This window comes from Flavobacterium oncorhynchi, from assembly GCF_002217355.1.
GTDB classification, from domain to species: domain Bacteria; phylum Bacteroidota; class Bacteroidia; order Flavobacteriales; family Flavobacteriaceae; genus Flavobacterium; species Flavobacterium oncorhynchi.
This window is the reverse complement of sequence record NZ_MUHA01000028.1, coordinates 138,328-163,250: the sequence shown is the minus strand read 5'-3', so window position 1 is coordinate 163,250 and position 24,923 is coordinate 138,328. Positions and strand designations below refer to the sequence as shown.

Genomic DNA, 24,923 nt, shown 5'->3' with positions numbered 1-24,923 from the left:
ATGTCACTTGAGTAGAATAGGTGAGAAACAAACAAAATCGATATTAACTAAAATTATTTATTATGTTACGATGGACAGTCATATTTATTATTCTGGCAATTATTGCAGGAATATTTGGTTTTGGCGGAATTGCCGCTGGAGCCGCTAGTATAGCAAAAATTTTATTTTTTATATTTCTCGTGTTATTTGTTATTTCGCTCGTTAGCGGACGAAAAAGTGTTTAGAAGCTTAGCTTAAACAACAAAACCACTCTGAATAAAAGTGCAGAGTGGTTTTGTTTAATAATTACAAATAGCTTTTATGTCTTAGTTTAAACTTGGCGGTTCGGGAATTTTAATTGTTCTTTTAATTTTTTTGACAATAAGAAGATAACAAGTTACTCCACCTAGAATTATAAGCAATGCAATTTGAAGCTGACCAAGACTATTGTTTTTACTATACATTGCATTAGCGTTTGCTAATTGTGATTTTCCTTCTTGAATCTGAATTTGCGATAATGATTCTAGTGTTTTTAAAGCTTCTGCGCTCGAAACAGCAATTTTATTCCAATCTTTATTTTCTACTTGTTTATTAATCTCTTTACAAGATTTTAAAAATGTATCAAAATGCTGTTTTTCTTTATTTGTGAGAACCGTTTTAGCATACAAATCATCAATATTATGAATGATATTCAGCGTATGTATAATTTCATCTTTCTTAATATTGTCACTTAGGTCCAGTTTTTCAGCTTCTGCCTTTATAAAATGAAGTTCCTTTGAATATTGAAAAATATAATGCGCTACAACCAATCGATCATTGTAAATTGCATTGATATGTTTGTTTACATTTTTAGAATTTTGCAGTGTATTAAAATTTCCAAGTAAAATTAGCAGCATTACAATCAGCAAAACAAAGGCTGCTTTGGTTTTATTACTATACTTCTTAAGGTCTTTCATGAAAAAGCTTTTAATCGACTAATTTACAAAATTTAATATGGTATTTTAGCAATATTGCAATTAGTTTATTTCCTGATTCTTTATTACAGCTAAAAATTGAAAATGTATTTAATACAAAACTGCACACCAAAATGTCCAGATAATAAAAACGATCTGCAGCGGAATTCTAAACCACAAATACGAGATTCCGTTTCCTTCATAAGTTCCTTTTTGATAATCTATATGTTTTACAGCCGCATAAATATTAGCGGGAAGTAAAAAGATAAAGAATATAATTAATATCCAGCCAGAATAAACTCTCGTTGAAGAAATCAAAAGACATACTCCTAATACAATTTCGATTATTCCAGTTGCGTAAACCAACTCTGTTCGAAATGGGATTTTTTCAGGAAGCATCATTACCATTCCTTTGGTAAAAACAAAATGCGCTATTGCCGTAAAACAAAGCATTACACACATTGCTATTCTTGCTGCCATTGGCATATCGTATTGATTTGTGAGGAATTTTAATGTGAAAACTGAAACTAAAAAAACGAGAATTAAAACAGTTAATGGTTTCATTTTTAGAGATTTGAAGGTTTTGTCAAAGATAGAAGATTTTATACGGATGTTTAAAAACCATTTAGAATGCAAACAAAAAAAAATCTTTGTAAAAGTTTAAAACTTCAACAAAGATCTTCTAAAACACTTAAGCCCAAAAAGATATTATTCTAAAATCACCTTATCATTATCTGTTTTTTCTCTAAAGAATAAAAACTGCATAATCAATGACAATAATATCGTTAGGATAGCTCCAATAAAATTAAGCCATAAATAACCTAATTTTTCTTGTGTATAAATCATGAAATAATATATAACAAAAATGGTTAACTGGCTAATGATAGCACTGTAAAACATAGGTTTTGCCTTAACACGACGTAAATAAAATCCAACTAAAAATATTCCTAGAACGGTGCCATAAAATATTGATCCAATTATATTTACAAGCTGTATTAAGTTTTCAAAAAGAGTTCCAACGCAAGCAAAAAGGATCGCTATAATTCCCCAAAATAGTGTAAAGAATTTAGTCGCATTTAGATAATGTTTTTCAGATTTCTCTGTTTTGAGATTTCTTTTATAAATATCTATTGCTGTTGTCGATGCCAAAGCGGTTAACCCTGAAGCAGTTGATGACATTGCAGCAGATAAAATAACAGCTAATAATAAACCAATTAATCCTTTTGGTAAATAGTGCAATATGAAGTGAAAAAACACGTAATCTTTATCGTTTGTTTCACTGCGGCTATCTGCTCTCGAAATAATTTCTTTGGCGCGGTCACGTAAATCTTTTTCTTTATTTGACAGCGTCACCAATTCTTTACGCAGAATCGGATTATCATAATCTTGATTTAACTGATCGATGTACAATAAATTAATTACTTTTTTATCTTCAGAAAGCTTACTAAGCTTTTTTTCCAAAACATGATATTCTTCTTTAAAAGGCGATTTTTCAATTACTGTTTTGTTATTTGGATTAAAATTTAAAGGAACTGGATTGAATTGAAAAAACACAAAAACCATAACTCCTGTAAGCAGAATAAAAAACTGCATTGGTACTTTTAAAAGGCCGTTCATGATTAATCCCATTTGGCTTTCACGAATCGATTTACCTGATAAATATCGTCCAACCTGCGATTGATCTGTACCAAAATAGGCGAGGGCTAAGAAAAAACCTCCGGTAATACCACTCCAAAAAGTGTATTTCTCTTCTGGATTAAACGAGAAGTCAACAATATTCATTTTATCATTTGCTCCAGCAATATGCATAGCGCTGTTAAACGTCATATCATTTGGCAGATAATGCAAAATCAGGAAAAATGTAATGAACATACCCGACATAATCACAAACATTTGCTGTTTCTGGGTAACGTTTACAGCTTTTGTTCCGCCCGAGAATGTGTAAATAATAACGAGAACACCAATAATAATGTTCATTACGGTAAGATTCCAACCTAAAAGTGCCGAGAGGATAATTGCGGGTGCATAAATGGTAAGTCCAGTTCCTAATCCTCTTTGAACAAGAAATAAAATGGCTGCAAGTGAACGTGTTTTTACATCAAAACGTTTCTCAAGAAACTCGTAAGCGGTAAAAACTTTATTTTTATGATATAGCGGAATAAAAGTAACACATATTACTATCATTGCAATTGGCAGTCCGAAATAGAACTGCACAAAACCCATTCCGTCATGATAAGCCTGCCCTGGAGTTGATAAAAAAGTAATGGCACTGGCTTGGGTTGCCATTACCGAAAGTCCTACAGTGTACCAAGGCGTTTCGTTATTACCTAGAATAAAGTCTTCAACATTTTTACTTCCTTTGGTTTTCCAAGAACCATATCCAACTATGAATAAAAGTGTTACAATAAGTACGATCCAATCAAATAGCTGCATAGGTTATGAATATAATTGCATGATTAAGAAAAATATTAAAATATAAATGGCATTAGCAACCAAAACATAGGTGTAGCTTTTTTTCCATTTTTTTACTTTTTTAGCTTCCATACTTTCGTTTTTTATTGCTTTATATCTTGTTTAGGAGCTTCTATTGGCTGTTTCAGCGAAATCATGTTAGATAATAATCTATAAGCTCCTGCAACGCCTTCAGGTAATTCTCTAAAGAAACTTAAACCGGTGTAAATATAATATCCTTTTCCGTAAGGCGCTACTAATAGTGCACCGTCTTTCGCTGATTCGCCTTTATCATGTGAAGAGATAATAGGAGTAAAGGCAGGATCATATTGATTTGGATAATACAAGCCTTGTTCTTGTGTCCAACCCTCAAAATCTTTTGACGAAATTTTGTTTGGGGTATTTAAAACAGGATGATTTGGTGCTAAGAAAGTAACTTTTGCATTTTCTTCTGTTACTCGGTCGTATGATAATTTTAACGGATATGGCGCAATTTTATCCGTTACCAATTGTCCATTTGTATTGTATTGAACAATCATGTTTTTACCGCTTTTTACAAAATTGAATAATATACTTTGTTTGTTAGCCAAAGCATTTACAGTATTATAAGCACGAACTCCTGTAATAACAACATTAAATGAATCTAATTTTTCTGGTGTGATTTCTTCAGGTTTTAAGATTGTTACTTTATACCCCATTTGAGAAAGACTTTCAGGAACTTCATCACCTGCGCCCATTATATAAGCAATGGCATCTCCTGACGTTTTTAAATCAATTCGTATTGCTTTTGAATCGGCTGATTTTAGAACCATTTGTTTTGTAATATGGCTGAAATCAATAATTGTTTCTGCTTTATCAAAACGTTTATTATCAATAGTAACAATACTTTGAGCTGTAGTTTCCTCAGGATTTACAGGAGGTGTAACTTCGAAATAAAAAATATGTTCGTTTCCTTTTTGATCTAAAGTAAACGGAATTTGTTTAGGAACTACAGTCCAGCTTTTTGGCAATTCCAACTGTAAATTTCCCTTCACATTATTTTTTCCTGCGCGAACTTTTACAGGAATCATTTTACTATTAGTATCTCTAAAAACAAGTACTTTTTCTAAAATTGAAGTGGTTACGTCTGGCACAACATCAAGAAAGTTATACATTTCGCCTTTTACGCTGTCGTTGTATTTGTAAATAACGGTACGCTCAAACGGAATTTCGACACCTTCAATTTTTATGGTAAAAACAACTTTTACATTTCTAATAATATCTGGAATTCCAATGTTTTCTTGATTAGAAACGGTATACATTCCAACAGTTGCTTTTTCCTTTAACCAATAAGGTTGTGTGTATTCAATGTTTTCTGGCAGCTTTGTTTGAAGAATAAACTTTTGATTGCTGTTGTTTTTTAAAATAGTATTTTGAATAGTTATTTTATTGTCTGGCAATGAAGTAACACTTGTAAGCTGCATGTTTACTGGAGATCTGTTTATTGCCTCTAAACTAAGTTTTACGATGCTTCCTGGAGTAGCTTCCTGCTCGCTCGCAACAGCTTCTAAATATAAACCTGCACAAGATGCGATAATATTTTTTACAGCTTCAGATTTTAAATTCTTCCAATGATCGTCGTTTAAAGCTTCAATCATGGTGTAGGCTTTTACTAAATCTGGTATACTCGCAGATGGATTGCTAAAATCGTACTTGGCAATAATTGTCGATATCAAATCACCAATTGGTTTTCCGTTTTTAACGCGATTCCAAGTAGTATCGATTCCATCAAAAACATTGTTTTTATCTAATCCGTTTTCGCCTTTAATTACTTCTAAATATTCTGTTTCTTCACCACGAACACCTGTACTCCCAAAACCTTGTGATTGATGACGACTTCTGCTCAATGCGGCTATTTCTTGATTAGATTTTCCTAATCCAGTATAATATACACCCGTTTCTAATTTTGCAAAATTAGATTTGTTCGCTGCATCAAATTTCTCTTGACTTCCATAAAACCACCACGACGGATTAAAGTAAAGTCTTTTTACCTGCCAAGGCGAAACAAACTTTAATTGCTCAGGATATACTTTTGAATCGTTTGTAAGATTAAAACTCTCAACGCTCAACATTGCAGATGAAGTATGATGTCCGTGCGTTGTTCCTGGCGAACGATGATCAAATCGATTAATTATTACGTCTGGCTGAAATTTTCTAATAGTCCATATAACATCGGCCAAGACTTTATCTTTATCCCAAATTTGTAAAGTTTCATCGGGAGTTTTTGAAAATCCAAAATCATTTGCTCTCGAAAAAAACTGCTCGCCGCCGTCTATTTTTCGGGCTTCAATAAGTTCTTGAGTTCGTATTACACCAAGTAATTCGCGTAATTGAGGACCAATTAAATTTTGACCGCCATCTCCTCTTGTCAGCGACAAATACCCAGTTCTAGCATTTACTTCGTTTGCAAAATAAGAAATCAAACGAGTATTTTCATCATCAGGATGTGCTGCAACATACAAAACTGATCCTAAAAAATTTAATTTTTTGATTTGATTGTAAATTTCAATCGAGTTTGGTTTTTGCGGCTGCTGTGCGAATGCGATGTTAAAACCTATTAAAAAAAATAGAATTAATTGAACTGGAGTTTTTATCATGCTTGGTTAGTTGGTTTTTTAATAGACTCAAAAATAGTAATTAAATTATGGAACAGTATTTAAATGAAATGTTAATGTTTAGTTATTGAAAACTAATTAGATACTGTTTAAACATGCAAAAAGAGCGTCTTAATCAGGATTAATACGCTCTTTTATAGTTATTTATCTTCTTCCGCGACCTTCGTGGCGATCGTCATCATCATCTCTATCATGTTTTCCATGATGCTTGTTGTTATGTTTATCATAATGTTTGTCGTAGTGCTTGTAATTTCTGTTATCATTACGACGATCATTGTAACCATAAACTGGTCTTGGTCTATAAGGTCTTTGTGGTGCACCGCAATATCCTTTGTAGTATTTTACTTTATGTCGATCAAAGTAAGTATAAGGAGTTCTTCCGTGATAATCTGTTAAAACTACTTTGTAACCTCCATATAAATCATAGTTTCTGTACTGTCTAGGTAAATAAGTTGTTCTAACCCATCTACCGCCTCCAAAATAGATGAACTGCGAAGCTCTAACATCATAGTAAGCCTCAATATCTGGCAAATAATAATACTCCATATCTGCATATCCGGCTGGTCCCCAAGCTGGAGGATTACCTATGTTAACGTTTATCGATACCTGAGCTTGTGTGGCATTTGCAATCAAAAGGAATAATCCGGCGATTGCTATTTTCATTGTTTTCATCTTTTCTAAAGTTTAAATGTTAATCTTGTTTAAGGATTTTCATATACCGTGCCAAAAATAAAAACGCAATACCGTTCGTCGGATAAAATATACTTTTTAACGAGTGAATTAGTCTTATAAAACTCGTAATGTATTGATTTTTAAAACAAAAATAAAATATAAAAAAAGTAAAAAAAATTAAGCTCGATCTATTTATAATCGACAATTCTTGGTTTTGCAAGTTCAAAACTTTGAAGACCATAATCTGTAGTTTCAAATGTATTTGTTTTAAAAACACTGTCTCCTTGATTTGGAATACTTGGATAATAGGATAATGAGAGCTGAAAGGAACTGAAAACCAAATAATCATTACTTATTAATAATCCCAAAGTAATTTTAGAATAAGGTTTACTTCTTAACATTGCATTATCTGGACTTCCTAAAACTGCTATAGAATAGTTGAAAAATGGATTTAAACGGAAACCTAAAATAGAATGCGGTGAATAAGTTTGAGTTTGAAGCGATAAAACAGCTTTGCTCGTTCCGTAAATAGCGCTATTAAATCCTGCTAAACCATTTTGCTCGTTTATATTCAGTTCATCTCCAATAATATTCTCGCGGTTTACACCAATAACGACCTTTGGATTAACAAATTGTCTTAATTTCCAGTTTCCTATAGTAAATAATTTGGTAAAGTAATTAGACTCTAATAAAAAGGCGGTTTCGTAAGTTTTTGATTGATGGAAAAAAGTTCCAGCTTCAAAATTCATGCTCAAAAAACCCAATCTGTAGTAGTTTCCAAATGAAAATTGTGCGCCGGCATAAGGTCTCCAAAAGGTATTTTTGTATTGATATCCCAAAGTAATACCATAAATACGACCAATTGGGACATCCTCTGTTTGTCCATTTCTGAAAATATAACTGTCTTTTATAAATTTACGTCTATTCAATCCAATGCCCGCTAAAAGGAGTTTTTGATCTGAATAGAAATTTGTAGGATCATAAACTTCTGAAGGTGTTTCGGTAAAATCAACATTTAAAAAACGTGCTGCTACAATTAGATTTGTAATTGCTTTATTTTCATCCTCAAAAACTTTCGTGGCGTGACCTCCCCATAAATCTTGAAAATTATATTTAAACGGCTGATATGCATAAGTCAAATCAGGAGCTTGCAGCGTATCTTTCCTGAAATTCTGCCCAATATAAACACCGCCTGCCCATTTAGTCAAAGGAGAATAGAAATCACGCTCAATATCTATTGATTTACTATAATTGTTATCGAGATCCATGTTGTAATGCACGGCGGCTCCAATATAAGTATTCTTAATATTAGGAATAGTGTAAGTGGCCTCATTACCATTTCTGCCATCATCAAATCGATTAGTGTATCGATATTCTAATTGCTGACCTGAACCAAAAAAATCTTTTTCTTTAAAACCTATCGACATTTGATTACTAGATATTGAAAATCTTGGTATGGTACTCCATGAATCTAAAACCCTAATAGTAACATCAACAGAATCTGCTGCCATGCCAACTGCTTTATTCGAAATTCTAACTGCAGTAACGTATCTCTGAGATCGTATCAAACGCTCTGTTTCTTGAACTTTATAACTGTCATAAACCGTATTTTTTCTAAATAACAAGAGGTTTTTTATAGCAATTTTCTTTGTTTTTAAGTGAAGCCGATTTCCTGTGCGTTCTCCCCAGTTTTTTGGCATCACAGTAGAATCAGCTACAGAATGTCCAAACGGATCTAATGTAATGATATTGATTTTTCGAATAATTTTTCCATCAAAATTTGTGGTATCATTCGACACAAGGAGTTCTTCTTTTTTTCTAGGTTTCTTTGCTCTGAATATAAGCTTATGTAAGGTTTTGGTGAACTTGTTCTTTTTAGAATAATTTCGAATTCGATTGTATATTTCGGTAGTATCTTTTTTAGTTCTAGTCTTTTCTTTTAAAGTATCTGACTGAGCATAAATGCTTTGTAAACTAAAGCATAATAAAATAAAAACTACTATCTTTTTATTTAGAAACATTCAGATATTTTTAAACTTACTTTTTTACTGATTTTTATATGAATATAAGATAAATAATACGAACATTTTTAAAATTGACAGCTTATTTTAATTGACAGTTTTGGTTTTTCGAACTCGCCACGTGAATTTTTTGGGCATATGATTGCCCATAACATAACCCCAAGGCTCTAGTGATTCTATACGATCGAAGATGATTTTTAAAATTGCAAGAAGCGGAATTGCTAAAAACATTCCAGAAATTCCGGCCGCTGTACCGCCGATAATAATTCCGATAATAGAAACAAAAGCATTTATTTCGACTTTTGAATTAATGATTAATGGCACCAGCAAATTGTTGTCAATTAGTTGAACAATTAGGTTTACGATCAAAATTCCAACAACTAATGATACTTCGGCAGAACCTGTTAAAGAAGCAAGAATAGTAATTAAACCTGCAATTGCAATTCCAATGTAAGGAATCAGGTTTAAAATACCTGTTATTAATCCTAAAAGAATAAAATACTTTACACCAATAATCCAGAGTCCTAAACTGGTAAGCACTGAAACTACTATCATTTCAAGAATCAGACTTACAATATAATTATTGATCGAAACTTTTATCTGCGTAAGAATATCTTTTAATGCGGCGTGATTTTCTTTGCTTATTAATTTGGCTAAAAAAAGTATAAAATGATCTTTGTATAAGAGAAATAGAAACGTGTAAATTGGAATAATAGTGCAGTCTACTAATAGATCACTTATAGAAATTAGAGCTGATCCTAAAGTAGCATTTCCGTTCTTAACTGAATCTTTGGTTACATTATCTAAATACTTCTTCTGCTCACCAATACTTACATGAAAATTCTCTTTTATAAACTTATGAATTTCAATGAGAAATGAGTTGGCATTCTTTTTAATCGTATCAAAATCATTAGCCATATTCGTAACTTGATAGGAAATGAAAACCAAGATTCCGACTATAAACAATAGAAAAATTAAAACACAAATTATAGCAGCAAAATGCCGCGGAAACTTCAATTTAGTGTTTAATATTGTGAAAATTGGAAGTAATAATACAGCAAATAAAAATGCCATGAATACTGGTGTAAGAATATCTTTTGCAGTGCAAAAAATATAAGCAAGTGCAATTAGACTTACTAATATACAAGAAAGTTTTGCATAGAATGGCAGTTTTATTGTTGGAATCATTTGGAGAGATTTTATAGTAAAACGTTAATAAGTTAAACAAATATTGCGATTTATTTAACATTTTGCGTTCCAGCTTTTTAGTTAAGCCTTATAAAATTCCCATTCAAATTTTAGTCAAAAAATTCCTTTTCTTCATATTGGGTAGGCATAATCGAAATACCTTTTTGAAGAAGCAGGTTGTTAGGAAAAATGATTTTTTCTCCTTCTTTGGTTTTTAGATTCACATGAAAAGCGCTGATATCCTCGATTTCGGCTTCGATAGGAAAATCTTTATCGTGTATTTTTATAGTATCTCCAATTCGGAATGGAAACGAAAAAAACAAAATCATTCCCGAAGTAATGTTGCTTAAAATGGACCATTGCGCAAAAAAAGCAACGCCAATTACTGTTGCAATAGATGAAACTGTAAAAAGTATATCTTTTGTTTCAACACCCCAAATTACAATCAAACTTATTACAACAAGTACATTCATTAACACATGAGTATATTTAATTGCCAAATTTGTTCTGTGCTCCAATAGCTGACTGCTGCTGGCAAAACGACGAATTAATTTTGCCACAATAACACGCATTGCTACTAATAATAAAAGAACAATTACGGTAGCAATAATTTCCTCGCTATACTCTTTGAAAGAAAACATATCTAAATTTTTACACTAAAGTACTCAAATATTCATAAACTTTGGCTGTTGGAAGTCCCATAACATTTGTATAAGAACCTTCGACTTTTGCAACTGCCATAAAACCAAACCATTCCTGAATTCCATAAGCACCAGCTTTATCATAAGGTTTATAGTTTTCTATGTAATATAAAATGGCTTCGTCTGATAAATCTGCGAAAGTTACTTTTGTAACATCATTAATAAGAGTAGAAGAGGTCTTGGTTTTAAAACAAACCGATGTAAACACTTCATGTGTTGCATTCGACATAGATTTTATCATTTGAAAAGCATCTTCTGCATTTTTTGGTTTTCCCAATGCCTTATTATTGTGCCAAACAATAGTGTCGCTTGTTACCAAGATCTCATTATCATTTAATTCTCCATCAAAAGCATCTGCCTTTAATTGTGCCAGATAATCAGTAATTTCAACTGCTTTTAGCTCTGGTGGATAGATTTCTTCGATTTCTTTTAAACGAATTTCAAAATCAAGATCTAAATCTTTAAAAAACTGCTGTCTGCGCGGTGATCCCGAAGCAAGGATTAAACTATATTTTTTAAGCTTTTCTTTAAGCATTGTATTTGATATTTAAACTAATGATGAGAATGGATAAAATTCCGAAGAACAAAATAAATTTTAAAACAGTACTTAAATGCTGAAAATCCTTTTTTGACTTTGCGCTGAATACTTTTACAATAAAATAAAGTAATGGCGCTAGAACAAAAGCAAATGCATAAATAGTAACAATATAAAGATGGTTTTGAACAAAATAGGTATTGATGTAAAGCAACGATAAAATAAACGGAATTATAGCACAGCCTAATGCAATTTTAGCAGCTCTATTAATACCAATTGCGATTGGTAAAGTATTCATTCCTTGATTGTAATCGCCATTTACATCTTCAATATCTTTAACTATCTCGCGAGTAAAACTAATCATAAAAGCAAACAAAGCGTAGTCTATTAAAATCGAAAATAAACTAGCCATTTGTGCTTGATTTTCTGAATTTACGACAGGAAAAAGATCAAAGATTCCAATAATCAAAACACTTACAGCAAGGAGTACAGCAACAAGAAAATTACCCAAAATCATAATCTGCTTTAAAGTTGTCGCATAAAAGTAGAGTAGTGCAGCTATTAAAATAAAAAGCGATGCAAAACTAGGACGCAGAATAATATTTGACAACAGAAAACCTATAGCAACACCGCTAATATTAAGTCCGATATAAATATTGTATGCTGCAGTTTCTGAAATTCCTTTTCCAATAACCACATCATTTGGCTTATTTATAGTATCTGTTGCAACATCGTAAATATTGTTTATTACATAACCTGCCGCAGCCAATAAAACGGTACTTAAAACCAAAAATCCGTATTGCCAGTCAGATAAAGCCAAAGGAATATCCTGTTGTTTTAAAAAAGCATAACGAAATAAAACCTGCATAAAAGCAAGCATTAGTAGATTTTTATATCGAATGAGTTTTAGGTATTTCATTTTTTCTTCTAAGGTTCAAAGAGGCAAAGATACAGAGTGACAAAGGTCTTTTCTTATGTTTTCTTTGTCAAAGTTTTGAACTTTGACAAAGAAAATATATTGATTATCGGCTACAAAAATCTAAAATCTAAAGTCAGAAATCTTAAATTTAAAATCTATTAATCATGCTTCCCATTAAAATACTCCATCCATTTCCCTTGTACTTTCATAACCTGTTCAATAACGTCTCTTGCGGCACCTTTTCCACCTTTTACGTGCGAAATATAACGACAGATATTTTTAATTTCAGGAACTGCATCTTGCGGAGAGGCTGGTAAACCTACTAATTTCATTACATGATAATCCGGAATATCATCACCCATGTATAAAACCTGTTCAGGTTTGATGTTATTCGCTTCCGTATACTCTTTAAATGTTTTAACTTTATCAGGAGTTCCTAAATGAATATCGGTAATTCCTAAATTTTGAAGCCTTACTCGAACGCCTTCGTTGCTTCCGCCAGAAATAATACAAACATTATAACCGCTTTCTACAGCTGCTTTCATGGCATAACCATCACGAATATTCATTGTGCGAAGAATTTCTCCTTCGGTGGTTACAAAAACGGAACTGTCTGTAAGTACGCCATCAACATCAAAAATAAATGTTGTAATGTCGTTCATCATTTCTTTATAACTTTTTGCCATTATTCTCTATAGATTGTGTTAGTATTTTATAAATATTCTTTTGATTTTCATCTGTTATAAATTCCAAATGTGCATTTGTTGTTACTGAATCTCGGCGTATTGCAGGTCCAGTTTGTGCATCAATCGGGTCTAGGGTTTTAATTTTATCGGCAGTTTCCTGAATTAAAGGTTTCAAAACTTCAAACGGAACATGATGTTCGTCACAGATTTCTTTTCCTATTTGATACAAATGATTCGTGAAATTATTAACAAAAACGGCGGCTACATGCAATGCTTTTCGCTGTTCTGAACTAATCGCAAAAACAGCGTTTGAAATACATTTTGCAACAGTTTCTAAGACTATGTAATCTTCTTGATTTTCAGCTTCTAAACAAATCGGTATTATAGAAAAATCTACTTCTTTACTTTTTGAAAAAGTTTGAAGCGGATAAAAAACACCTTCTCTGTTTTTTGAATCTAGAACATCGATTGAAGTGGTGCCGGAAGTATGAACAACTAATTGATTTTTAAAAGGTAATTGCTTTGAAACTTCAGAAATAGCATTATCAGAAACTGAAATAATGCATAAATCTGTTTCTTTTAAAGCCGAAAATTCGGTTACAATTTTTTCTGAATCAATAATAGAAATCAAGGCTTCTTTTTTTCTGGAAAACACCTGTACAATTTCAACAAGATCACTTGCAGAGAACGCTTTTATTAAATGCTGAGCAACATTTCCAGAACCAATTATCGTTATTCGAATCATATCGCAAAATTAGTATTATTTTTTTTAAACTTAATTGACATAAGAAAGTTTTGCCACAGTTTATGCTGAATAGAATGATTTTCGATCAATTCATTTTTTTACAATTAAAACAAAGTAATCTTTTTAAATCGCCTAATCTGCAGTAGATAAAATACCGAATATTCTAGAGATGTATTTTTGTAAAACTAAGCGTACATTTTTGTCAATATGATCAAATTTGACGCTCTTTATTTGGTTTTTATTAACAAAATAGCTCTACTGCTAATCAACATTTTTAAGTACTTTTGTGGCACTTTTATACAATGTAATTCCTTAAAAATGGATAAAAAAATATTCTCTTTTTTGTTTTCTACACGATTAATGGCCGTTCTTTTTTTAGCATTTGCAATCGCAATGGGTATTGGAACTTTTATCGAAAGTAAGTATAATACCGATACTGCCAGAATTTTAATTTACAATACATGGTGGTTTGAAGCTATAATGGCGGTTTTCATGCTTAATTTCTTAGGAAATATCAAACGTTATCAATTATTAAAGAAAGAAAAATGGGCAACTTTATTGCTTCATCTTGCTTTCGTTTTTATTCTTTTAGGTGCTTTTATTACTCGATATATCAGTTACGAAGGAATGATGCCTATCCGTGAAGGCGCAGCCGAGAATCAAATTTATTCAGATAAAACATTTATTACTGTTTTTGCTGATGGTGAATACAAAGGTGAAATGAAACGCAGGGTTTTTGATAAAAATCTTTTGTTGTCTCCAGTAACCAATAACAATTTTACACTTTCTGGTAAGTTTGACGAAACTCCTTTTGAAGTAAGTTATGTAAACTATATCATGGGAGCTAAAGAGGTGATAAAACCAGATCCTAAAGGAACACTTTATTTAAAATTAGTTGAAGCGGGAGCGGGCGGACGTGAAGAGCATTTCTTGAAAGATGGTGAAGTACAAAACATTCACAATGTATTATTTGCTTTAAATAAACCAACTGACGGTGCAATCAATATTAATACAACCGGTGAACAATATACCATTCAAACTCCATTTGAAGGAGAATTTATGAGAATGGCCGATAAATTAAAAGGTGCTGTAACTAAAGATAATGTACAACCTTTAATGATGCGTTCTTTATATAGTATTGGCGACATTCGAATTGTGTTTCCAGATCCAGCTGTTAAAGGTGTTGTTGATTACGAATCTAATAATGACTACAAAGCTAAATCTCATCATGATGCTTTAATTGTAAAAGTAAAAGCAGATGGTGAAGAAAAAGAAGTTAGACTTTTAGGTTCTAAAGGAAGCGTAGGAGAGCCTCAAACAGTAAAAATTGGAAAAATAGAATACAGTTTATTCTTTGGTAGTAAAGCTTATGTTTTACCTTTTAAAGTAAGACTGAACGATTTTATCGCTACGAAATACCCGGGAACAGAAAAAAGTTATTCGGCTTTTGAAAGTAAAGTAACAGTTTTAGATTCTACAGAAACTTTTGACGCTGATATTTATATGAATCACGTTTTAGATCATAAAGGATACCGTTTTTTCCAATCTTCATTTGATCCAGATGAAAAAGGAACTGTTTTATCTGTAAACCATGACTTTTGGGGAACTTCAATTACTTATTTTGGCTACTTTATGTTATATCTGGGATTAATGGCAATTATGTTTACCAAACATTCTCGTTTTGCCGATTTAAAACGCAAATTAGAAGTTGTAAAAAAGAAAAAAGAAAAATTTATCACGATCTTAGTTTTAATGATTAGTTTGAGTGGTTTTGCTCAAGCACCTCATGTTCATACGCCAGGTGACAATCACAATCATAATCATACAGCAGATCCAAATGATCATGCAAATCACGTAACAGCTCCGCCAAGTAAAAAACAATTAGACTCTTTATTGTCTATTTACAAAGCACCAGCAGCGCATGCCGCAAAATTTGGACGTTTGATTATTCAAGATGCTGGAGGTAGAATGAAACCTGTTAATACCTTCTCTTCAGAATTATTAAGAAAAGTAAGCCACGACGATACTTATAACGGAATGAACTCTGATCAGGTATTATTGTCTATGACGCAATATGCACAAGTTTGGATTCAGGTTCCTATAATCTATATCAAATCTGGAAATGACAGTATTCGTAAAATTATTGGAGTAGATAAAGAAGCAAAAGCAGTTGCATTTGTTAACTTTTTTGATGCAAACGGAAACTATAAACTTTCTCCATACTTAGATGAAGCTTATAAAGCGGCAAATCCAAATCAGTTTGAGAAAGATTTTATTGAAACAGATAAAAAAGTAAATTTAATGGAATCTGCTTTAAGCGGAAGCATTTTGAAAATTTTCCCTGTCCCAAATGATCCAAACCATAAATGGGTTTCTTATTTAGAACGTGAAAATGCAGGTTTAAAAGGAATGGATTCTACTTATGTAAAGCAAATTTTACCACTTTATTTTAGCGCATTAAACAATGCTTCTATTTCTAAGAATTGGGATACTGCCGATCAATTAGTAGAAAGTCTTAATGGTTTTCAAAAGAAATTTGGTGCTAAAGTCCGTCCAAGCGAACAAAAAATTGATGCCGAAATTGCATACAATAAATATGATGTTTTTAAAGTATTGCCTTATTGGTATATCACAGTGGCGAGCCTTATGTTTATATTTATTATTGTCAATATTTTCTTTGAAAAAAAATGGCTTCGTATTACAATAAACGCATTCCATATCATGGTGGGCTTGCTATTTGCCCTTCATACATTAGGATTAATAGCACGTTGGTATATTTCTGGCCACGCCCCTTGGAGTAATGCCTACGAATCTATTGTATATGTAGCTTGGTCAACAATGTTCTTTGGTTTGGCTTTTGATAGAAAATCGAAACTTACTGTTGCTTCATCTGCATTTGTTACAGCTATGATTTTGATGGCGGCATATATGAACTGGATTGATCCAGAAATTGCAAACTTACAGCCAGTTCTTAACTCGTATTGGTTAATGATTCACGTTGCAGTTATTGTAGGTAGTTATGGTCCAACTGCATTAGGAATGATTTTAGGTTTTGTGGCATTAGTATTGATTTTCTTTACCACTGAGAAAAACAAAGCTAAAATGGAATTAAACATTAAAGAGATAACTTATATCAACGAAATGTCTTTAACTATTGGTCTTATCATGCTGACTATTGGGAACTTTTTAGGTGGACAATGGGCAAACGAAAGTTGGGGACGTTACTGGGGATGGGATCCAAAAGAAACTTGGGCTTTAATTTCTATCATGCTTTATGCGTTTGTAATTCATGCTCGATTTGTTCCAGCTTTACGCGGAAAATGGTTCTTTAATTTGATGAGTATGTTTGCGTTTGTTTCTATTTTATTTACATATTATGGAGTAAACTTCCATTTAGTTGGTCTGCATTCTTACGCAAGCGGAGAGGCGCACTCACTGAGTTGGGTTTATTATTGCCTAGGTACAATTTCTGTAATTGGAGCAATAACATATCCAAAATACCGCAAGTATTATAAAACCAAGAAAAAATAATAAGCAAAAAAAAGGTTCAACTTATAGTTGAACCTTTTTTTTTGACATAAAATAAACGGTAGAATTTATGTTCTTATTTGAGAAAAAACATAAAACATTTCACTTGCAATTTGAAGACTTCTTTCCATATACTTTTCATCCTGCTGTAATGTATTATCAAAAACTTTAGGGTCTTCAAAAGTAATAGGAAAACGTTTTTCTGCTCCAGCTACATATGGACAATCTCCGTCTGCTTGCGAACAAGTCATTATAGCGGCAAAACTATCTATTGGATTAAAATCATCATCGAATTTTTTAGAGAAACCAATTATTGGATTTTCATTCTGCGCAAACTTTATTGTATAAATTGGATTATTATCTTTTGATAATTTCTTAACCTTAAACCCTGATTTTACAAGTGTTTCAACAATTTTAGGAAACACAGCGGTTGCTTCAGTTCCGCCAGAGTAACAACTTACATTCTTAATATTATAAAAATAAGCTGCCGTCTGCGCCCAAACCTGAGATAAATGACTTCTTCTAGAATTGTGCGTACAAATAAAGTTTAATCTAATCTCGAGATTATTTTCATTTTTAAATTCAACAAAATCAATTAGCGGCTGCAAAATAATCTTACGTTCATCTGTAATAGATCGAAAATCAAAAGATAAAACTAGCTTTCCAATTTCTGGAAATAATATATTCATATCAATCCTTTTTTAGCAGCATCCATTTCCAGGAATACAAGAATTTGAATTATCAGGACTTAATTGCGTTAGATTCAACTTCGTTTTTTCAGCTGGAATTCCGCATTGATCTTGCGCTAAACAAGCAGTTTGTTTATTCAGCAGTAAGAAATCTTTTCCATTAAAACCTAAATCATACTTTCCAATTGTAGTATCTTGATATTCTACTTCAATTTCAAAATCTGGAATATTTAGAACTTTTTCCGAAAGTTCAATAATATGAATAAGTTTTCCGGGTTTTAATCTATGTTCAAAATCATTTGCATCCCACAGCTGAAAATTTACGACAGTTTCATTGCGTACAACTCCACCGCAGTCTATAAAATTTTTAGTGATCAAACCAACTTCTGTAACATGAAAATGCTCAGGAACAAAAGTTCCGTTTGGTAATTGAAAATTTACTGTGTCAACTGTTTTTAAGATTGTTTTTATTTCTGAAAGTTTCATAATAATTTATATTTTTTAGATTAACAACATTCGTTTTTTCTTTTGTCTAAGTGTGCTGTAATAACATTAAGAAATGCTTTTACTTTTTCAAATCCAATTTCGTTTATACAATAACAAATTGTATTGCCTTCGATACTTCCTTTGATTAAGCCCGCATTTTTAAGTTCTTTTAAATGCTGTGATACAGTTGGCTGCGAAAGAGGCAATTCATTTACAATATCACCACAAATGCAAGTATTAACTTTTAGAAGATATTCTAAAATAGCAATTCGTGCCGGATGACCTAAAGCTTTTGTTAAAACGGCTAATTCATTTTGGTTTTCTGTAAAGTGATCTGATTTTGTAGTGCCCATAATTATATCTATATATACCTATATTGCAATATTACGATATAAAATTAAGCATTTGGAATTTTTAGTACATTTTAACTAAAAAATAATACTTTACTTATTTTAAGACGATCTTACGAATGAAAAAACAGAATAGGTAACAATATTCAAAAAATAAAAAACAACTCAACAAGACAAATGTGGTGAAGTCATTTTTTTAACATTTAAAACAAAATTACTAAAATCATAAAAAATGCTTCATGGAGAAATTTTAAAAAAAAACACTAAATTTTCTCTTGCAAACCATTTGGAAACATAATTGTCAAAAGAACGCATATCAACAAGAAATTATATTCGACACCATTTCTTCCTCCGCCAACAACAAACCAACCCTCTTGAAAATGAACAAAAACAATTCCCATTATAAGAATAAATATGGTAACAAAACCAGCTGCTCTAACATATTTGTTTAAAATTAAAAGTATAGCAGCCACAATATGAGAAAGTTTGATTGACCAAGCTAAAAACAATCCAAAAGGAGCGAAGCCAATTTGATTCAAATACAAATTTCCAAAGTCATTAATTCCGTTATTAAAAATCCCAAAAACAGAATGGGTTAAAAGTATAACAGCAACAGCAATTCTAAGAAGCATTAGTCCTTTCATAAATTTAATTTTGGATTATCATTTAAAAATAATAAAAAACGCATATTATAGTAATATGCGTTTGAGTTTTATGACAAGTTAAATTTTAAACTTTTCCTAAAGTATACAATTGTGTCATTGTTGGAGTTAAGCTTCCGCCGGCTGGCTCAAGGGTAATTCCAAAAGCTTCAGCTTCATTTGTACGATCAACAGCAAAGATTTTTTGTGAGTTTCCTTCAAAATCACTCAATAAACCAATACTCGTTGGCGTAAGTACCGGACTTAATTTTAATGCCCAAACCTGATATACCATTCCTTTAGGCGGTTCTGGCAAGCCTGCAGCATCAATATAAGTCGTTTTAGTGTCTTTGTTCCAGTACACTTTTGCAAAAGATGTCGGCGAAACAGCTTGACCTCCAAGTGTTACTCCCGTATTTTTAATATCTCTCACGATGGTTAAACTCTTGGTGATCTCTTTATTTTGTTCACCTAAGAAAGCGTACTCTTTCTCGATTTTACTTTTCTCTGTTCCAACAGTAGTAATCGCTTCTTTTGTTTTTGTAAGTTCTAAAGTCTGATAACCAAAGCCTAACAATAACAATGCAGCTGCAGCCCAGCCCACATATTGTGTCCAGTTTGAAGCAGGTTTCATTTCGACTACCTTCCCGTGTTTAAGCTCTAAACGTGCTTTTATTTTTTCGAAATTAGCAACAGAGTGGAAAGGAGAGAAGCTTGAAGATAAAGCAACAATTGCTTTTTCTATCGAGATAATTTCCTGTTCAACTTCTGGGCTTTTTTTTGCCATTTCGGCTATTTCTAAATTCTCCGTTTCGGTTAATAAACCATAAACATAAAGTTCTAGAATTCCTGAGTCTATATATTCTTGTGCTTCCATTAGATTTTTAGATAATTACGTAAGTCGTTAATACAGTTTCTGTTTTGCGTTTTGATAGTTCCCAGCGGCAGTGCCAATTCTTCAGAAGCTTCTTGTTGGGTATATCCTTTAAAAAATAATAAATCGATGATTGCAATACACTTTGGTTTCAGTTTTTTGACAAATTCCTGAATTCCAATTGTGTCAATTTTATCAAGGAGTTTATTACTGTCGTCTAACAGATTTACGAAATTATCGGATGAAAGGTTTTTTTGAGTGTTGTTAAAATTCTTTGAACGAAGCTGATCTACAGATGCATTTCTGGCAATATTAAGAATCCACGTATAAAATCGACCTTTGCTTTCACTATAAGAATCGATATTTTTCCAGATTTTTACAAAGACTTCCTGCAAAACATCTTCTGCTTCTTCACGGTTTTTTATTAAAACATGTATGACCGAGAACAAACTTTTGGCGTACATATCGTACAAATGTGTAAAAGCTCTTTCGTCTTTCTTGTAAATTAAAACTAATAATTCTTCTTGACTCATAGATTTGGATTTTTAAAGTTTAAACAAAAAATTAGTAAATATTATCTGTAACCTGAGATAAAGATAATTTATTTTTTTGTCAAAATTTCATTTTTTTTAACAGTCTTAAACCTAGAAAAATAAGGGGTTTCAAAAAAAATGTAATTTTTTTTCATTTTTTTAAAACCAAAAGTGAACCAATTACGTAAATGCTATTATAACATGTAAAAAATTTCAAGTAAAATAGCAGTCTTCTTTCTTTTTAATTGATGCTAAAGTACTTAAGAGGAATTTTCAAGTATTCATATTCAAAAAAAAAATAGTATTCAGACCGAAATAAATAGAATGTAAATCTTACAAAACTAAAGTTCTATGATAAGTACAAATAGATTTAAAATATTAATTGTGGGTTTAACAACAGTTTTGGCTTTACAGAATTACAGTGAAAGTGATTTTAGAAAAGAAATTGAAAAAAAATGGAACAAAGAAACTAAAGAAATACAATAAAAAATAAGATAGTTGATGTCTTCGGACTTCCAACCAAAAATTATTAAAGCAAAAAAGTAATCACAAAAATAGCAAAGAAAACAATCTACATATAAACGCCATCGAAAGAAAATTTAGTGATTAAGATTGAAAAAATAATTTTTACCATAACCGAAGCATCAACTATAATTTTAGAAAGATATAAAAGCATTTAAAAATAAATTCATGGTTTGATTTGTTTGTATGGGGGGAAGCCTAGCGTCTGATTAACGCTAGGCTTCAATTTTTTATTTAACGTATGTTTAATAAAAATAAAGACTTCAAAAATATACTGCAAAACAGATTTTGACTAATTTTATAAAAAATTAAACAATGAAAAATATAGCAATTTTAATTTGCAGCGCTTTATTTATGATAGCTCCGCAAATTCAGGCTCTAACGAGCCATAAACCTAAAAAAGATGTCATGGCAAAAGAAAACATTTACCAATTTAAAGTAGAAGATTTATCAGGTGATACCTTTGATTTTGCGTCTTTAAAAGGCAAAAAAGTCATGATTGTAAACACAGCTTCAAAATGTGGATTAACACCGCAGTACAAAGATCTGGAAGCAATCTACAAAGAATATAAAGATAAAGGATTTGTAATTGTAGGTTTTCCAGCAAACAACTTTGCTTCACAAGAACCAGGAACCAATAAAGAAATCGAAACGTTTTGCCAGCAAAATTATGGCGTAACTTTTCCGATGATGAATAAAGTTTCGGTAAAAGGAGATGATATGTGCGAAATTTATAAATTCCTGACTCAAAAATCTAAAAATGGTTTGCAGGATTCTGAAGTAGAATGGAATTTTCAAAAATATTTAATCAATGAAAAAGGAGAATTGGTAAAGGTTATTAAACCAAAAACACTTCCAACAGATCCTGAAATTATTAAATGGATTAAGAGTTAAAAACGCTTTCAAAAAAGCTCCAAATTTGAATTCTTCGAATTTGGAGCTTTTTTTTAGGTACAAAGAGGCAAAGGCGCATAGGAGCAGAGTTCTCTTTGTTTTTCTTTAAAGATTATTGATTTAAGACACTTATGATTCTTTTTTCAATGGCAGGTTCAGAATCTGAATGACCTGCATTTTCAATATATAAAACAGATTTTTTTAAGTTACTGTGAATTTTCTGCGCAAACTCAACGGGACAGATTGCATCATGTTCTCCATGTATTATTGTAATGGGAATGTCTTCAATAATTCTTAGATTATCAGCTATGTAATCATCTTCTAAGAAACAATTATTACTCATATAATGAGCCTCCATAATACTTAAAGACTGATATGGAAATTGTTGAATAATGCCATCGATTTCATTTGCTTTAATTCCTTTTATAAAAATAGAAATTTCATAATAAGCCCATTCATAGCAATAAAAATCTCTATTTTCGAGAGTTCCGTTCAGCATCTGATCTAAGTAATATTCTGAAATACTTAGTGAAGAGTCAGCAGGAACATTCTTTTTAAACCTTTGCCATTCTGCAGGATATTGTTTATTAAGAGCTCCTCCTAAAAAGTGGTGAATTGTTTTTTGATCTGCAAGAAAAACACCTCTTAGCAAAAGACTTTTTACTTTCTCAGGATTTTGAATTGCAAATACAAGACTTAACGCTGTTCCCCATGAACCACCAAAAATGTTTATTTTTTCAATATTAAGATGAGATAAAAGGGTATTTATATCATTGACCAAATCTTGAGTCGTATTATCTTCTATGCTCGCAAATGGTTTACTTTTTGAAGCTCCTCTTTGGTCAAAGAAAACAACTTTATGTTTTTTAAAATCAAAAAAACGTTTGTCTTTTTCTGAAAAACCAGCACCTGGACCTCCATGAACAAACAAATAGGGTTCTCCAGTACCACAAACTTCATAATAGATTTCATGCAAATTATTAACTTGAAGGTATCCTTTTTGTATAGCAGGGTTTGAATTCATTTTAAAATTATTTCAAGATCAATTGCATAAAAACCAAATCAAGCCAGTGATCAAATTTATATCCAACTTCGCGAATTGTACCGGTTGTCACAAAACCAAATTTTTCATGAAAAGCAATACTTCCTGCATTATCTGCGTCGATTGCACCAATCATTACATGAAAACCTTGTTCTTTGGCCAACCGAATAAGTTCTGTAAGCAATTTTGAACCTACGCCTTTTCCAATTACATTGTCCACTACATATACAGAATGTTCAACAGTGTATTGATAACCAATTTTCTCGCGAAACTGTCCATAACTTCCAAAACCAACAACCTCATTTTCTAACTCAGCCACGACAATTGGAATGTTTTTAGTTTTCTTATCTTCAAACCATTTTGTTTGTACTTCAATAGTCTGAATATCGTAACTATAATTTGCTGTTGTATGCAGGATAGAATGATTTACAATTTCAAGAATTTTTTCTAAATCCTTTTTTATTGCAGGTCTAAGAATAAGTGCCATGTTTTGGTTATTTTTTGAAAATTCAAATCACAAAAACTACTTTGTGATTCAAGCGAAAGCAAACTCATTAAGTAAATTTGCTGCTTTTTTTTTGATTTATTTAGAGTTTAATTCGGCCAGTAATGTATCAACATCTTTGGTACTCCAAGTCATTTCGGTACAAATTACTTTTGCATCTTTGGCATATTTAAGTGCTGTTTTTTTGTCTTTTATCTTATTGTAAAGTCTTGCGAGAAGTAAATTACCGTCATAAGAATCATTTAGTTCTATTGAATGTTTTACCCAAAAAATGCATTTTTTTAAACTTTCGGCATCAGAAATATGTTTTAAATAAGTTTGTCCTATATCCTTCAAAAAACTGGCATCATTCCAAACTAATTTTTGAGTATCTTCAAGCGTTACTTTTTTATAAAACTGCCATTTTTCGGTACGTTCAGCCAATGTTAAATCAAATTTAAACACAAGAGAATCTGTCTTTTGCAATCGAATCGATTTTGCAACTTCTCTTTGTTTATAGTAGTTCACAGTGTCTAAATTATCAACTAAAGGACGTAGTAATTCGTTTACAATACTTTCAACTTTACGATCAATACGTTTTTGAGAAGCAACAGCAGCGAATTCATTTTGATGTTTTAAAACGTACTGAAATTCTCTCGAATTAATATCTGTAACACCATTTGCAATTATACGCCAATTGGTCTCACTTATTAATTGTGCATCTGATTGTGTATTAAGATAAATGTGTGTTGGAATAGCTATTTCATTTCTATCTCTTCCTTTTTTCAAACTATTCAAATAAGCAAAATAGGCATTAGAATTGCTTGGATCGGCTAGAAACTGTTTTTCTAAATAAGGTAATTGTAATTTTGGATTTAAAGCATTAGACGCTTCTGTTAAAAAATCGGCTGTTTTCATTTCTCCTTTTAAAGCATATAAAAGATTTTCATTTGAATCTAAAAATAGAAAAGCAGGAAGTGAAGTCGTTCTAAATTTATTTTTAAGCGCAGTTCCTTCTTCTTTATCCACATTTTTCCAAACACAGATATAGTTTTTATTTAAAAAAGCCATCACATTTGGATCACTAAAAACTTCTTTTTTCATTTTGTTGCAATGCGGACACCAATCTGCAAAAAGCATTACAAACAGTGGTTTATTCTGTGTTTTAGCACTTTCTAACGCTGTTTTATATGGCGTTTCATCAACAGTAAACTGATTTTGTGCTTGTATAGACTGAACTGAAATGAGAATAAAAAGTAAATATAAGAAACGCATAAACGATCTGTTTTAATAAAAAATGTTCGATTTACAAATATATTCCCTTTTTCTAAAAATGGGTCATAATATCTTGCTAATATAAGTTAAATCATGCATGA

At 31.5% G+C, this 24,923-nt stretch carries 25 protein-coding genes; 4 read left to right on the top strand and 21 right to left on the bottom strand.

All coding sequences use genetic code 11. The features are described from left to right. Positions 1-62: 62 nt before the first annotated feature. Positions 63-224: a DUF1328 family protein gene (locus B0A75_RS18500; RefSeq protein WP_089055742.1), complete on the top strand. Its 162-nt coding sequence runs from the start codon at positions 63-65 to the stop codon at positions 222-224. A gap of 81 nt (positions 225-305) precedes the next feature. On the opposite strand, the gene B0A75_RS18495 is transcribed toward B0A75_RS18500, so the two are convergent. The 12 genes from B0A75_RS18495 to B0A75_RS18440 form a co-directional block, all read right to left on the bottom strand. Then, entirely contained in the window at positions 306-935 is a 630-nt protein-coding gene (locus tag B0A75_RS18495; protein WP_089055741.1) for an MCP four helix bundle domain-containing protein, read from the bottom strand. A gap of 108 nt (positions 936-1,043) precedes the next feature. Beyond that, complete coding sequence (locus tag B0A75_RS18490) at positions 1,044-1,496, bottom strand: DoxX family protein (RefSeq protein WP_089055740.1); 453 nt, start codon at positions 1,494-1,496, stop codon at positions 1,044-1,046. Between the two features lie 144 nt (positions 1,497-1,640). After that, a complete protein-coding gene (locus B0A75_RS18485; protein ID WP_089055739.1) occupies positions 1,641-3,365 on the bottom strand; it encodes a sodium:solute symporter in 1,725 nt (574 codons plus the stop codon). A 122-nt stretch (positions 3,366-3,487) separates the two neighbouring features. Continuing rightward, positions 3,488-6,019 (bottom strand): PIG-L family deacetylase, encoded by a 2,532-nt coding sequence (locus B0A75_RS18480; protein ID WP_089055738.1) that lies wholly within the window; start codon positions 6,017-6,019, stop codon positions 3,488-3,490. Positions 6,020-6,181: 162 nt separating this feature from the next. Beyond that, positions 6,182-6,709 carry a hypothetical protein gene (locus tag B0A75_RS18475; RefSeq protein WP_089055737.1) on the bottom strand — a complete coding sequence of 176 codons (528 nt, stop codon included), beginning with the start codon at positions 6,707-6,709 and terminating at the stop codon, positions 6,182-6,184. A 188-nt stretch (positions 6,710-6,897) separates the two neighbouring features. Continuing rightward, a complete protein-coding gene (locus B0A75_RS18470) occupies positions 6,898-8,730 on the bottom strand; it encodes a BamA/TamA family outer membrane protein (RefSeq protein ID WP_089055736.1) in 1,833 nt (610 codons plus the stop codon). Positions 8,731-8,817: 87 nt separating this feature from the next. Beyond that, positions 8,818-9,918, bottom strand: coding sequence for an AI-2E family transporter (locus tag B0A75_RS18465; RefSeq protein ID WP_089055735.1), 1,101 nt, complete (start codon positions 9,916-9,918; stop codon positions 8,818-8,820). Between the two features lie 110 nt (positions 9,919-10,028). Then, positions 10,029-10,559 carry a mechanosensitive ion channel domain-containing protein gene (locus B0A75_RS18460; RefSeq protein WP_089055734.1) on the bottom strand — a complete coding sequence of 177 codons (531 nt, stop codon included), beginning with the start codon at positions 10,557-10,559 and terminating at the stop codon, positions 10,029-10,031. Positions 10,560-10,569: 10 nt separating this feature from the next. Further along, positions 10,570-11,154, bottom strand: a complete 585-nt coding sequence (locus tag B0A75_RS18455; protein WP_089055733.1) for a Maf-like protein — start codon at positions 11,152-11,154, stop codon at positions 10,570-10,572. Beyond that, positions 11,147-12,073, bottom strand: coding sequence for a geranylgeranylglycerol-phosphate geranylgeranyltransferase (locus tag B0A75_RS18450; protein WP_089055732.1), 927 nt, complete (start codon positions 12,071-12,073; stop codon positions 11,147-11,149). Before B0A75_RS18450 ends, B0A75_RS18455 begins: the two co-directional genes overlap by 8 nt. A 158-nt stretch (positions 12,074-12,231) precedes the next feature. After that, the gene (locus B0A75_RS18445) at positions 12,232-12,759 is read right to left on the bottom strand and encodes a KdsC family phosphatase (RefSeq protein WP_012025012.1); all 528 of its coding nucleotides are present in this window, start codon (positions 12,757-12,759) and stop codon (positions 12,232-12,234) included. Beyond that, positions 12,743-13,504 (bottom strand): Rossmann-like and DUF2520 domain-containing protein, encoded by a 762-nt coding sequence (locus B0A75_RS18440; protein WP_089055731.1) that lies wholly within the window; start codon positions 13,502-13,504, stop codon positions 12,743-12,745. The genes B0A75_RS18445 and B0A75_RS18440 overlap by 17 nt, the downstream gene beginning before the upstream one ends. Positions 13,505-13,822: 318 nt before the next feature. On the opposite strand from B0A75_RS18440, the gene ccsA reads away from it, so the two are divergent. Further along, complete coding sequence (gene ccsA / locus B0A75_RS18435) at positions 13,823-17,035, top strand: cytochrome c biogenesis protein CcsA (RefSeq protein ID WP_089055730.1); 3,213 nt, start codon at positions 13,823-13,825, stop codon at positions 17,033-17,035. A 65-nt stretch (positions 17,036-17,100) separates the two neighbouring features. Here ccsA and B0A75_RS18430 read toward each other — a convergent pair whose 3' ends face one another. From B0A75_RS18430 to B0A75_RS18405, 6 genes are all read right to left on the bottom strand, one after another. Further along, the gene (locus B0A75_RS18430) at positions 17,101-17,721 is read right to left on the bottom strand and encodes an arsenate-mycothiol transferase ArsC (protein ID WP_208861284.1); all 621 of its coding nucleotides are present in this window, start codon (positions 17,719-17,721) and stop codon (positions 17,101-17,103) included. Between the two features lie 12 nt (positions 17,722-17,733). After that, entirely contained in the window at positions 17,734-18,207 is a 474-nt protein-coding gene (locus tag B0A75_RS18425; protein ID WP_089055729.1) for a DUF6428 family protein, read from the bottom strand. A gap of 20 nt (positions 18,208-18,227) precedes the next feature. After that, complete coding sequence (locus B0A75_RS18420; protein WP_089055728.1) at positions 18,228-18,560, bottom strand: ArsR/SmtB family transcription factor; 333 nt, start codon at positions 18,558-18,560, stop codon at positions 18,228-18,230. Between the two features lie 260 nt (positions 18,561-18,820). After that, on the bottom strand, positions 18,821-19,201 hold the full coding sequence (locus B0A75_RS18415; protein WP_089055727.1) for a DoxX family protein: 381 nt from the start codon (positions 19,199-19,201) through the stop codon (positions 18,821-18,823). Between the two features lie 85 nt (positions 19,202-19,286). Further along, entirely contained in the window at positions 19,287-20,075 is a 789-nt protein-coding gene (locus B0A75_RS18410; protein ID WP_089055726.1) for an anti-sigma factor, read from the bottom strand. After that, positions 20,075-20,605, bottom strand: coding sequence for an RNA polymerase sigma factor (locus tag B0A75_RS18405; protein WP_089055725.1), 531 nt, complete (start codon positions 20,603-20,605; stop codon positions 20,075-20,077). The genes B0A75_RS18410 and B0A75_RS18405 overlap by 1 nt, the downstream gene beginning before the upstream one ends. Before the next feature lie 351 nt (positions 20,606-20,956). On the opposite strand from B0A75_RS18405, the gene B0A75_RS20805 reads away from it, so the two are divergent. After that, the gene (locus B0A75_RS20805) at positions 20,957-21,091 is read left to right on the top strand and encodes a hypothetical protein (RefSeq protein ID WP_262490113.1); all 135 of its coding nucleotides are present in this window, start codon (positions 20,957-20,959) and stop codon (positions 21,089-21,091) included. A 351-nt stretch (positions 21,092-21,442) separates the two neighbouring features. Continuing rightward, entirely contained in the window at positions 21,443-22,021 is a 579-nt protein-coding gene (locus B0A75_RS18400; RefSeq protein ID WP_089055724.1) for a glutathione peroxidase, read from the top strand. A gap of 112 nt (positions 22,022-22,133) precedes the next feature. On the opposite strand, the gene pip is transcribed toward B0A75_RS18400, so the two are convergent. From pip to B0A75_RS18385, 3 genes are all read right to left on the bottom strand, one after another. Beyond that, positions 22,134-23,045, bottom strand: a complete 912-nt coding sequence (gene pip, locus B0A75_RS18395) for a prolyl aminopeptidase (protein ID WP_089055723.1) — start codon at positions 23,043-23,045, stop codon at positions 22,134-22,136. Between the two features lie 7 nt (positions 23,046-23,052). Next, positions 23,053-23,550: a GNAT family N-acetyltransferase gene (locus tag B0A75_RS18390; protein WP_089055722.1), complete on the bottom strand. Its 498-nt coding sequence runs from the start codon at positions 23,548-23,550 to the stop codon at positions 23,053-23,055. A gap of 96 nt (positions 23,551-23,646) precedes the next feature. After that, on the bottom strand, positions 23,647-24,822 hold the full coding sequence (locus B0A75_RS18385) for a thioredoxin family protein (protein ID WP_089055721.1): 1,176 nt from the start codon (positions 24,820-24,822) through the stop codon (positions 23,647-23,649). Between the last annotated feature and the right edge of the window lie 101 nt (positions 24,823-24,923).